An 11,406-nucleotide genomic window follows, 5' to 3' on the forward strand; every position below is an offset into this window, starting at 1 on the left:
CACCGCGGCACCGGTGAGCAGCCGGGCGCCCGCGCTGCGGGCGGCGCCGGCCAGGGCCGCGGCCACCGTGCCCATCCCGCCGCGGACGACCATCCAGGTGCCGTCGGAACCGGGCAGGCGTCCCATGTTGTGGGCCAGGAAGTTGTGCCCGGTGCCTGGGTCGTCGACGCCGGCCGTCAGGCCGGAGATGCCGTCGGTGATCGCGTACATCGCGATCAGGCGCTCGTCCGCGAAGCCGAAACGATCAAGGTATTCGACGACGGAGCCCCGGCAGGCGTTGACGAACACGTCGCGCAGGGCGGGGCGGACGTAGCGCTCCGCCGTCTCGTTGAGGGTGAGCGGTTCGGCCAGCCAGGCCGGGGCGAGGTCCTCGCGCAGCTGGGCCAGCTCGGCCTGCAGCGCCGCATCGGCGCGGGCGTCGGCGGGGGAGAAGGCAGCCTCGAGTGCCGCCGCGTTCGCGGCGCCGTCCGCGCCCAGCAATAAGGAAGGCAGGGCGGAGCCGGCCGGGGCGGGCAGTGCGTAGTGCGGGTCGCGGCGCAGCACCGGCAGGTCGAGACCGAGGGTGGCGATCAGCTCCGGCGGCATCAGTCCGAGCAGGTAGGCGCCGGTGGACTGGCGCAGGCCGGGCACCTTGGGGAAGGCCTCCTCGGTCCGGGTCGCGCCGCCGAGGGTGTCGGCGGCCTCGCAGACCACGACATCCAGCCCGGCCCGGGCCAGCAGGGTCGCGGCGACGAGGCCGTTGTGGCCGCCGCCGATGACGACGACGTCGGCGCGCTCGCTCATCTGTCCTTCAACCTCCGGACGAACTTGAGGCCCGACCAGGCCTCGTCGATGGCGATCACCTTGACGTCGACCAGCCCGGCGGCCAGTCCGACTTCTCGTACGTCGCTCTCGCCGACGTCGCCGGCCAGGGGGCCGCTCTTCTTCGGCCACGCGATCCAGAGCGCGCCGGCGGTCGTGATCTTCTCCGTCAACGCGGCGAAGCGCTTCGGGACCGTCGCGGCGTCCGGGCAGAACGCCAACGCGAGATCGAACGCTGCGCCGGTGGCACGGGTGAGCACGGTGATCTCGTCGGAGACGAGCTGGAAGCCGGCCGGCGCATCGACGAGCAGAACCCGCATCCCGGGCTTCAGCCCGAGCTTGGTCGGCACTGGTTTGCCCGAGTACCCCGCCGTCGGCATGTCCGCATCATCTCGCCCGCGGCGTGCTGTCGAGGCGACGGGACGGGCCACTAGGGTCGGGCGAATCGTCCTGTGTGTCCCGCGCGGGATTCCGCACCACCTGTAAGGCAGGCCATGGCCGACGTCCCGGTAGGCGCGCGCGCGGCACGCGGCCGCCGCCGGGCGCCGGTGCGGTTACCGGGACCGATCGACACCGGACTGATCACGGTCGGGCGCCTGACCTCGCTGTCGATCGCCAGCACCCGCTACATCGTCACCGACCTGGTGCGGGGTCGGTTCCCCTGGCGGGAGTTCATCCTGCAGGCCTGGTTCGTCACCAGCGTCTCGTTGCTGCCGGCGGTCCTGGTCGCGATTCCGTTCGGGGTCATCGTCGCAATCAACGTGGGCAGCCTGGCCCAGCAGGTTGGCGCGACGTCCTTCGTCGGTGCGGTCAACGGGCTCGGCGTGATCCGGGAGGGCGCCCCGGTCGTCACCGCGTTGCTGCTGGCCGGCGCGGCCGGTTCGGCGATCTGTTCCGACCTCGGCTCGCGGACCATCCGCGAGGAGATCGACGCGATGCGGGTGATGGGCATTTCGCCGGTCCGTCGGTTGGTCGCGCCGCGGGTCGCCGCCCTGGTCGTGGTCGGGGTGCTGCTGTGCGCCATCGTCGCGATGACCGGTGTCCTGGCGGGCTATCTGTTCAACGTCTACGTCCAGCACGGGACGCCGGGCGCGTACCTGGACTCCTTCACCGATTTCGCGACCCCCGGCGACTTCATCGTCGCCGAGATCAAGGCGGCGGTGTTCGGCTTCCTGGCCGCGATCGTGGCCGCGCACAAGGGACTCAACGCGCGCGGCGGACCGAAGGGCGTCGCGGACGCGGTCAACCAGTGCGTGGTGCTGAGCTTCCTGCTGCTGTTCAGCACCAACATCCTGATCACCCAGGCCTACCTGATGATCGCGCCGCCGGTGGTGGTCTGAGTGGTGGCTATCTCACCCGCTGCGCGGGCCCGTCGAAGCGCGGGCAAGGCCGGCGACAGCCTCGCCGGTCTCGGCGAGCAGGCCACCTTCTTCGGCAAGGCGATCGCCTACATCCCGTACTGCCTGAAGCACTACCGCGGCGAGGTGTTCCGGCTGCTGTCGGACATCAGCTGGGGCAAGGCGCTGCTGGTCGGCGGCGGGATCATGGGCGTGATGCTGTTGCTGTCGGCGTTCGTCGGCACCTCGGTCGGCATCGCCGGGTTCACCGGCCTGGACATCATCGGGCTGGCCCCGTTCGCCGGCTTCGTCTCCGCGCTGGCCAACACCCGTGAGTTCGCACCGCTGATCGCCGCGATGGCCTTCGCCGCGCAGGTCGGCTGCCGGTACACCGCCCAGCTCGGCAGCATGCGGATCTCGGAGGAGATCGACGCGCTGCAGGTGATGGCGGTGCGCCCGGTGCCCTACCTGGTGAGCACCCGACTGGTCGCGTCGATGCTGGCGATCCTGCCGATGTATGTCGTCGGGCTCTTCGGGTCCTACTTCGCCACCCAGATGGTGGTGACGACGTTCTTCGGCCAGTCCGCGGGCACCTATCAGCACTACTTCCTGGCGTTCCTCAACCCGTTCGACATCGTGCTGTCGACGATCAAGGTCGCCATCTTCATCGTGCTGGCGACGCTGATCCACTGCTACTACGGCTTCTTCGCCTCGGGCGGCCCGGAGGGTGTCGGACGGGCCACCGGACGGGCCATCCGGGCCAGCATCATCGTCATCATCGTCACGGACATGTTCCTGACCCTGGCCTTCTGGGGTTACGACCCCGGGGTGCGGATCTCCGGATGAAGCTCGAGCCGAGTCGTGGGGACCTCATGGTCCGCGGGGTGGCGTATCTCGCCGTGATGGCGGTGGCGGTCGCGCTGGTGCTCGCGCAGTTCACCGGCACCTTCACCGACCGGGTCACGGTGACCGCGATGCTCACCGAGACCGGCGACGCGTTGATCCCGGGGTCGGACGTGAAGATGCGCGGGGTGCTGGTCGGCCGGGTCGGCAGCATCGAGCGCGAGACCGGCAAGTCCGGCGCCGAGGTGGAACTGCGGCTGGATCCGGGCAAGGCCAGGGACATCCCGGCCGAAGTCACCGCGCGCAGCCTGCCGGCCAACTTCTTCGGCCAGTCCTATGTCGACCTGGTCCTGCCGGCGCAGAGCGCCGGGCCGATCCGTGGGGGTGCCCGGGTGCCGGCCGACACCTCGGCCGAGACGGTCGAGCTGGCGGACGTGTTCGCCAAGCTCTACCGGGTGTTGTCCGCGGTCGAGCCGGGCAAGCTGGCCACCGTCCTCGGTGCGCTGTCGCAGGCGCTGGACGGCCGGGGCGAGGCGATCGGCAACCTGGTCGGCAAGACCGACACCTACCTGCGCGCGCTGGCGCCGGCCCTGCCCGCACTGCAGGCCGACATCACCGCGTTCGCGAAGTTCGCCGAGGACCTCAACCGCCGGGCGCCCTCCCTGCTCGACTCGGTCGACGACGTCCTGGTGCTGGCCCGCACCCTGGTGGACCGGCAGTCCCAGTTCCTCGATCTGCTCGGCGGCGGGCTCGGCCTGACCGCGAACGCGCGCAAGCTGATCGGGGACAACGAGGCCCGGCTGATCCGGGTCAGTCACCAGACCCGGCAGATCGTCGGCGTGCTCGGCGCCCACTCCGACGCCTTCTCCCAGGGCTTCGTCGATCTCGGTGCCTTCCTCGGCGGACTGGCCGCCGACACGGGCCGCATCGGCATCGACGCCCAGCTCTCCGGCACGCCGTTGCCGTCGTACACCGCAGCCGACTGCCCGCGGTACCCCGGCTTGGCCGGCCCGAACTGCTCGGGCGGCGGGTCGGGCGCCGGCGATCTGCGCACCGTGTTCTACGGCGGGATCGGCCCGGTCGGCAGCGTCAGCGAGCGGGTCACGCTGGCCCAGGTGCTCGCGGCGCTGGAGGCCGGCCTGGGATCGAGCGGTGACATCGGGCTGCTGCTGGCCGGGTCGATGCTGCGCGGGCAGACCGTGGTGGTTCCGGACGGTTCGCGATGAGCCCCTCGAGCGTGCGCGGTGCCTTGATCCGGTTGCTGGTTTTCGCGGTGTTCGCCGCCTCGATCGGCGCGCTGCTCTACAACACGTTGACCAACACCCTGACCGGGAAGACGATCTCCTATTCGGCGACCTTCTCCGACGCCTCCGGCCTGCACTCCGGGGACAACGTGCGGGTGGCAGGGGTCCGGGTCGGCCGGGTGGACGCGGTCAAGCTGCGCGACAATGTCGCCTGGGTGAAGTTCACGCTGGAGGCCGAGCAGCCGGTGCTGCGCAGCACCGGGGTGGCGATCCGGTACCTGAACCTGATCGGGCAGCGGTATCTCGCGCTGGTGCCGGGGACGGGCGCGACCGAGCCGTTGCCGGCAGGCAGCGAGATTCCCCTGACGCAGACGCAGAATGCGTTCGACCTCACCGTGGTCACCAACGGGTTCCAGCCGCTGTTCGAGGTGCTCGCGCCGGACGACATCAACAAGCTTTCCGCGCAGCTGGTCCAGGTGCTGCAGGGGGAGGGCGGCAGCATCACCGAACTGCTGCGCACCACGGCGCAACTGTCGGGCAAGCTCGCCGACCGCGACGAGGTGATCGGGCGGGTGATCACGAACCTCGCGCAGGTCGCCACCGACGTCGGATCCCGCGACGCCGAGGTGGACGCCCTGGTCGGGCAGTTGCGCCGCCTCGCCGACGCCGCGGCGCAGGACCGGGAGAAGATCGGCTCCTCCATCGCCGCGTTGGCCGATCTGACCGATGCCACCACCGGGCTGCTCACCGACATCCGCCCGCTGCTGCGCACCGACCTCGACAAGCTCAACAAGGTCGTCGCCACCTACGCGCAGGCGAAGGAACCGTTCGGTGCGGCGATACGCGGCCTGCCGTTGGCCCTGGCCGCGTTCGCGCGCCAGATGCAGTACGGCTCCTGGATCAACATCTACATCTGCAACCTGGTCGTCAACAACTCCAAGGTGCTCAACTCCGGGGCGAACTCGGAGGTGTGCGCATGAAGAAGTTCGTCCTCCGGTTCTTGCCGCGCACGCCGCGCGCCACCGGCATCGCGACGGTGACCGTCATCGCGATCCTGGCCGGGATGCTGTTCGTGCCGAGCGGGCTCGCGTTGGGCAAGACCACCTACCACGCCGAACTGGCCCGGGCCGGTGGTCTGCTGGCCGGCGACGAGGTCCGGGTGGCCGGCATCGGCGTCGGCAAGGTGACCTCGCTGAAGATCCGCGACGCCAAGGTGTGGGTGAGCTTCCGGGTCGGCGACAGCGTCAAGCTCGGCAAGGACACCCGGGCCGACGTGAAGATCGCGACGCTGCTCGGCACCCACTTCCTCGGGCTGACGCCGGCCGGCGCCGAGCCGTTGCCGAACCGGACGATCCCGATCACCAACACCACGGTCCCGTTCGAGATCCAGGACATCGTCGAGGCCGGTGCCCCCGCGATCGAACAGCTCGACGGCGCCCGGCTGCGGCAGGCGTTGCGGGTGATCGCCGACGGCTTCCGGGACACCCCGGCGCTCGCACGGCAGGCCGTCGACAACATCGCGCGGCTCTCCGACGTCGTGCTCACCCGTCGCGACCAGCTGGACCGACTGATATCGCAGACCGCGGCTGTGACCTCGAACCTGGACGCCAACCGGGACGCCCTGGTCGACCTGCTCGAGCAGGCCAGCGCGATCTTCGCGGAGATCTCCGCGCGCCGGGCGGTGATCCGCGAGCTGCTCCAGGACACCCGGGCGCTGGCCCGCGCGCTGACCGGGGTGATCAGCGACAACCAGCAGAAGATCACTCCGCTGCTGCGCAACCTCAACATCGTGCTGGACACCCTGCGGGCCAATGACGAGGCGCTGCAGAAGATCGCCGTCCTGCTCGGCCCCGCCGCGAGGTACTTCGCCAATGCCGGTGGCAACGGGCCCTACGTCGACGCGAACGGGCCCAACGCGGTGCTCCCGGACTCGTTCCTCTGCAAGCCGCAGGCGCAATGTTGAGCCGGCTGCTACGCGTGCTCGCCGCCTCCTCCGTGACCGCTGTCCTGCTGGCCGGCGGGGGCTGTGGCGTCCTCGGTGGCGACAGCATCACGATCACCGCGCATTTCACCGACTCGGTGGGGCTGTTCCCCGGCAACCACGTCGACGTGCTCGGCGTGCCGGTCGGGACCGTCACCGACGTCGAGCCGCAGGGCACCAGCGTCGCCGTTTCGATGTCCATCCCGGCCGACTTCAAGGTCCCGGCGGACGCGGGCGCGCTGATCATCCCGCCCACCGTCATCACCGACCGGTACGTGGAGTTGACGCCGGTGTGGTCCTCCGGGCCGGTGATGGCCGACGGCGCCGTGATCCCCCTCGAGCGCACCCGCACCCCGGTCGAGTTCGACCGGATCATCAAGGCCCTCGACGGGCTGGCCAACTCGCTGTCCAGTGACGCCAGAACCGTCGGTGCCATCCAGGACGCGCTCGGCGTCGCCGCCAAGAACCTCAAGGGCAACGGCACCGCGATCAACAAGGGCATCGCCGGGCTGTCGACAGTGATCGGCACGCTGTCCGCGGACCGCGACGACCTCACCACGCTGATCCGCAGCCTGGACGGGCTGACCGCCACGTTCGCCCAGAACGACGCGACCGTCCGGCGGTTCGGTCGCAACGTCACCCAGGCCACCAAGGTGCTCGCCGACAACGGTGCCCTGCTCGCTTCGACCCTCGAGGCGTTGACCGGGGCGTTGACCGAGGTGCGCACGTTCGTCACGACGAACTCCGGTGCGGTCCGCACCAGCCTCCGGGATCTGACGGCCGTGCTCGCGGTGCTCAACGACCACCGCGCCGAACTCACCGAAGCCATCGACGTGCTGCCGCTGACCCTGCAGAACCTGTCGCGGGCGGTGGACCCGCGCTCCGACCGCCTGGTCTTCAACGCCTCGGCGGCAGCCAATCTGCTCAACCCGGTTGCCGCCCAGCAGATCTGTGACGCCCTCGGGACGCTCTGCCCGAACCGCGGCAAGCCGATCGGCGCGCTGTCCGAGGTTTTCGGACCGGACGGGGTGCGGCGATGACCTCCGCTGCGCGCGTCGCGACCGCCGTGCTCGGTGCCGTGCTGCTGGCGACGGTGCCGGCCGGGTGCGGCGCGACCCTGACCGACCTGCCCAAGCCTGGCGGCGGCGTGGAGAGCCCGAACTACCAGATCACCGCGGTCTTCGCCGACGTGCTCAAACTGCCGGACGGGGCCCGGGTGCGGGTGGACGGCGTCGACATCGGCCGGGTCACTGCCATCGAGACCCGCGACTTCGTGGCTCAGGTGCGGATGCGGATCCCGGTCCGGATCGCGCTGACGGACAAGGCCACCGCTCAACTGCGGATCACCACCCCGCTCGGGGAAGGCTTCATCGAACTGGACCCGGGCCAGGGCACGACCACGCTGGCCGACGGGGCAACCCTGCCCCTGTCGGCGACCAGCACCACCGCCGGCGTCGAGGACCTGCTCAGCGCAGCGTCCCTGCTGCTCACTGGGGGCGGACTGGGTCAGCTCAAGACCGTCATTACCGAGCTGAACCAGGCCTTGGACACCAAGCGCGGCGACACCGGACGGCTGCTGCGTTCGTTGACCTCGGTGCTGAATTCGTTCAACCAACGCTCGGACGACATCGACCGCACTTTGGACGCGCTCGATGGCTTGTCCGGCACGCTGGCCACCCGGCGCGACACCCTGCTGGCAGCGCTGAAGGACACCGCCCCGGCCGCGCAGCTGCTGGCCGACAACACCCACCGGCTGACCGAGCTGCTCGCCAAGCTCCAGGGCTTCGCGACCGTCGCCGACCGGGTGGTGCGGCAGTCCCGGGAGGACCTGGTCGCCACCCTGCGCGAGATCCAACCGGTGCTGGACGCGTTGATCTCGATCTCGGACGACGTGGCGCCGACCCTGCGCCAGCTGGTCCGGTTCGGCACCTTCCTGGACGAGGCCACCCCCGGGGACTACCTGACCGGGGACGTGAATCTGAACGACTCGTCGCTGGGCACCCCTGGAGTGACGGACCGCCAGAAGGGCGGCCCCCGATGACCGGGCTGATGCGCGGTCGGGGCACCCTGGTCGCCAACCTCGCTGTGTTGCTGGTCCTGTTCGTCGGCGTCTACCACGTCGGGATCAACATCCTTCGGTTGCCGATCGGGAAGGATCCGTTCACCGTCCACGTCGAGCTGAGCGAGGCCGGCGGCATCTACCCGCGCTCGGAGGTCAACTACCGGGGCAAGCTGATCGGCCGGGTGACCGACGTGCGACTGCGGCCCGGGGGAGTGGTGGCCGACCTGCGTCTCGACGAGGGCACCAAGGTCCCGGTCGACACCGACGCCGTGGTGGCGAACCTGTCGGCGGCGGGCGAACAGTTCGTGGACCTGAGGCCGCGGCGCAACGACGGACCGGTGCTGCGCGCGGGCGACGTGATCCCGGTGGAACGGACCGCGATCCCGATCTCGACCGCGGCGGTGGTGCGGGACGTCACCAAGCTGCTCGATCAGGTGAACTCCGAGGACCTGGCGGTCGTCGTCGACGAACTGGCCAAGGCCCTCGACGGGTCCGGCGCCGAGCTCGGGCGGCTGATCGACTCCTCGTCCGCCTTGGTGGATTCCCTGCAGGGCAGCCTGCCGGCGACCCTGCGCCTGCTGACCAATGCGCGGACCAACCTGGACACCGCCAACGCCTTGTCCGGGGACTTCGAAACCTTCACCACCGCGTTGCGCAAGCTGACCCGTGAGCTGCGCAAGACCGATGCTCCGGTGCGCAATCTGCTCGACACCGGCCCGGGTGCGGTCGCCGACATCGACACCTTCGTCACTGCCCTCACCACCCCGATCGGGGCCTTCCTCGGCAACCTGGTGGTCCCGGGCGACCTGATCACCGCGCGACTGCCGGCGCTGGAGGCCCTGGTGATCGCGTTCCCGGACGCGACGGGGAAGCTGAAGACCACCGCGCGCGACGGCAAGCTGCGCATCGACCTGCACCTGACCAACAACCCGACCTGCAGCTACGGCGGGGCCAGGCGTACGCCGGTCGACCCGACCCGGGTGGAACCGAATCTCAAGCGGACCTGTTCGAACCCGCTGCCGGGGACACAGGTGCGCGGGTCGCAGAACGCGCCGAAACCGGCGGCCTCGGGGCCGGGGGCGCCGGGGTACCCGACCATGCTGCTGGCCTACGACCCGGAGACCGGACTGGTGACCCTTCCTGGCGGCAACCGCTACACCATCGGCCCGATCCGGACCAGCGGCACGATGACCGGCGCACTCGCCCTGCTGCTGGCCCTGGTGCAGTCCTGAGCGCCATCTACGATCGGCGGGCCATGTCCGAGAAGACCCCCACCCCAGCCGCCGCCGATCCGGTTCCGGCCGCTTCCCACGCTGCTGCGGTTCGCCGGGAGCGTCGTGGCCGCCTGGGGCCGGTGGCGCGGCCGGTGCCGCTGCTCGCGCTGGCGCTGGCGGCGAGTCTGCTGTGGTCGGTGTGGCTGGGGCTGCAGGTGCGTTCGGACCACCGGGATTCCTCGGAACGGCGGGAGGCCCTGGCGGCCGCGGAGTCGTTTGCGACCACGCTCTCCAGCTACGACCACACCCGCCTGGAGCAGGACTTCGCCGCCGTCATGGCGAACTCCACCGGGTCGTTCAAGAGCGAGTACACGGTGGCCAGCGAGGCGCTGCGGACGCTGATCACCAAGCTGCACGGCACGGCCAGCGGGAAGGTGCTGAACGCCGGGCTGGTCAGCTACGGCAACGGGGAGGCCCAGGTGATCCTCTTCGTCGACCAGACGGTCACCAACGACTCCACGAAGCAGCCCCGGCTCGATCGGACCCGGATGCGCCTGGGGCTGGAGAAACAGGATGGGCGCTGGTTGATCAGTTCGCTTGATTTGCTCTAGAGCAACGGATGTGGCGGACCGTCAGTTGCCGGTCCGTTTGCCCTTGCGGGGGGAGCAGTTGGCGCGGGAGCGCGACAGCGAGGTTCAGCCGATGGAGGCGGCGGGCACGACGCCGGCCATCCAGATGCCGAATACCACCGTCACGGCGGCGCAGACCAGCGCCAGGCCGAACAGCAGGGCCGAGGAGCGGCTGACCCGCCGGGGCTCGGGCTCCTCGTCGTAGCTGCCGATAACCGACAGCGACTCGGAGCGGTGGCGCGACATGCAGCGATCGTGCCCGAAATGTCCAGTTGTCTAACGCGGCGCGCCCAGTCATGGCCGAGCTTTGGCATGCAGTTTTGGTGCGCGACAACCGAGATCACCGAGTGTCGAGGGCGCCTGACGCAGGGCAGCGAGACATGCCTCACCCCGCGGTAGGTTGGCAACCGTACCTACGGTTACGTAACCTTAGGTTATGACCGTTGAGACGCTGTCGGACGAAGCGATTCTGGTTGAGCTGGAGCCTGTGGTGGAGCGTGAGCTCGAGCGCCACATGAAGATGGCCAAGGAGTGGTTCCCGCACGAGTACATCCCCTGGGAGGAAGGCCGGAACTACCCCGGCCTGCTCGAGGGTGAGGCGTGGTCGCGCGAGCAGTCCAAGGTCTCGCCGGCTGTCGCGACCGCCTTGGCCGTCAACCTGCTGACCGAGGACAACCTCCCCAGCTACCACTTCGAGATCGCGCTCCTGTTCGGCCGCGACCGGGCCTGGGGCGAGTGGGTGCACCGCTGGACCGCCGAGGAGGGCCGGCACGGCCAGGCCATCCGCGACTACCTGCTGGTGACCCGCGCCTGTGACCCGATCGCGCTGGAGCGCGAGCGGATGGAGCACATGGCCGTCGGCTTCACCAATGACAACCCTGGCGACGCCATCGCCTCGATCGCCTACGTCTCCTTCCAGGAGCTGGCCACCCGCGTCTCGCACCGCAACGTGGGCAAGGCCACCGAGGACCCGATCGGCGACAAGCTCTTCGCCCGGATCGCCACCGACGAGAACCTGCACATGGTCTTCTACCGGGCCCTGCTCGAGGCCTCCCTGGACCTCGCCCCGGACCGGAGCATGCAGGCGATCCTCCAGGTCGTGAAGCGCTTCCAGATGCCCGGCTACGACCTGCCCGGCTTCCAGCGCAAGGCCCTCGAGATCGCCCTGGCCGGGATCTACGACATCCGCCAGCATCGCGACAACGTCGTGATGCCCGTGCTCAACCAGTGGCGCATCTGGGAGCGCGAGTTCGGCCCCGAGGGCGAAAAGGCCCGCCTGGAGCTCGACGCCTACC

13 protein-coding genes are annotated in these 11,406 nt (G+C 69.9%); 10 read left to right on the forward strand and 3 right to left on the reverse strand.

Annotated features, from left to right (window positions below; translation table 11 throughout):
• Both H0X00_RS16060 and H0X00_RS16065 read right to left on the reverse strand, forming a co-directional pair.
• Positions 1 to 783 (reverse strand): NAD(P)/FAD-dependent oxidoreductase (locus tag H0X00_RS16060; protein ID WP_293772791.1); only part of this gene is annotated, 783 nt, incomplete at its 3' end.
• Complete coding sequence (locus H0X00_RS16065; RefSeq protein WP_293772793.1) at positions 780 to 1,181, reverse strand: hypothetical protein; 402 nt, start codon at positions 1,179 to 1,181, stop codon at positions 780 to 782. The genes H0X00_RS16060 and H0X00_RS16065, both read right to left, overlap by 4 nt.
• Positions 1,182 to 1,295: 114 nt before the next feature.
• Here H0X00_RS16065 and H0X00_RS16070 point away from each other — a divergent pair, with 114 nt between their 5' ends.
• From H0X00_RS16070 to H0X00_RS16110, 9 genes are read left to right on the forward strand one after another with little or no spacing between them, the layout of a single operon-like run.
• Positions 1,296 to 2,141: an ABC transporter permease gene (locus H0X00_RS16070; RefSeq protein WP_293772795.1), complete on the forward strand. Its 846-nt coding sequence runs from the start codon at positions 1,296 to 1,298 to the stop codon at positions 2,139 to 2,141.
• Entirely contained in the window at positions 2,142 to 2,984 is an 843-nt protein-coding gene (locus H0X00_RS16075) for an ABC transporter permease (RefSeq protein WP_293772797.1), read from the forward strand.
• A complete protein-coding gene (locus tag H0X00_RS16080; RefSeq protein WP_293772799.1) occupies positions 2,981 to 4,207 on the forward strand; it encodes an MCE family protein in 1,227 nt (408 codons plus the stop codon). The genes H0X00_RS16075 and H0X00_RS16080 overlap by 4 nt, the downstream gene beginning before the upstream one ends.
• On the forward strand, positions 4,204 to 5,205 hold the full coding sequence (locus H0X00_RS16085; protein WP_293772801.1) for an MCE family protein: 1,002 nt from the start codon (positions 4,204 to 4,206) through the stop codon (positions 5,203 to 5,205). The genes H0X00_RS16080 and H0X00_RS16085 overlap by 4 nt, the downstream gene beginning before the upstream one ends.
• Complete coding sequence (locus H0X00_RS16090; protein ID WP_293772803.1) at positions 5,202 to 6,188, forward strand: MCE family protein; 987 nt, start codon at positions 5,202 to 5,204, stop codon at positions 6,186 to 6,188. Before H0X00_RS16085 ends, H0X00_RS16090 begins: the two co-directional genes overlap by 4 nt.
• Complete coding sequence (locus H0X00_RS16095) at positions 6,182 to 7,246, forward strand: MCE family protein (protein ID WP_293772804.1); 1,065 nt, start codon at positions 6,182 to 6,184, stop codon at positions 7,244 to 7,246. Before H0X00_RS16090 ends, H0X00_RS16095 begins: the two co-directional genes overlap by 7 nt.
• Positions 7,243 to 8,247, forward strand: a complete 1,005-nt coding sequence (locus H0X00_RS16100; RefSeq protein ID WP_293772805.1) for an MCE family protein — start codon at positions 7,243 to 7,245, stop codon at positions 8,245 to 8,247. Before H0X00_RS16095 ends, H0X00_RS16100 begins: the two co-directional genes overlap by 4 nt.
• Positions 8,244 to 9,500: an MlaD family protein gene (locus tag H0X00_RS16105; protein ID WP_293772806.1), complete on the forward strand. Its 1,257-nt coding sequence runs from the start codon at positions 8,244 to 8,246 to the stop codon at positions 9,498 to 9,500. Before H0X00_RS16100 ends, H0X00_RS16105 begins: the two co-directional genes overlap by 4 nt.
• A 23-nt stretch (positions 9,501 to 9,523) precedes the next feature.
• Positions 9,524 to 10,093 (forward strand): hypothetical protein, encoded by a 570-nt coding sequence (locus H0X00_RS16110; RefSeq protein WP_293772807.1) that lies wholly within the window; start codon positions 9,524 to 9,526, stop codon positions 10,091 to 10,093.
• 84 nt (positions 10,094 to 10,177) lie between these two features.
• Here the strand turns inward: H0X00_RS16110 and H0X00_RS16115 are convergent, their stop codons facing one another.
• On the reverse strand, positions 10,178 to 10,357 hold the full coding sequence (locus H0X00_RS16115) for a hypothetical protein (RefSeq protein WP_293772809.1): 180 nt from the start codon (positions 10,355 to 10,357) through the stop codon (positions 10,178 to 10,180).
• 190 nt (positions 10,358 to 10,547) lie between these two features.
• Here H0X00_RS16115 and H0X00_RS16120 point away from each other — a divergent pair.
• Positions 10,548 to 11,406: acyl-ACP desaturase (locus H0X00_RS16120; RefSeq protein ID WP_293772811.1), on the forward strand; the 859-nt coding region annotated here is incomplete at its 3' end.

The organism is Sporichthya sp., assembly GCF_013815995.1.
In the GTDB taxonomy this organism is placed as follows: Bacteria; Actinomycetota; Actinomycetes; order Sporichthyales; family Sporichthyaceae; genus Sporichthya.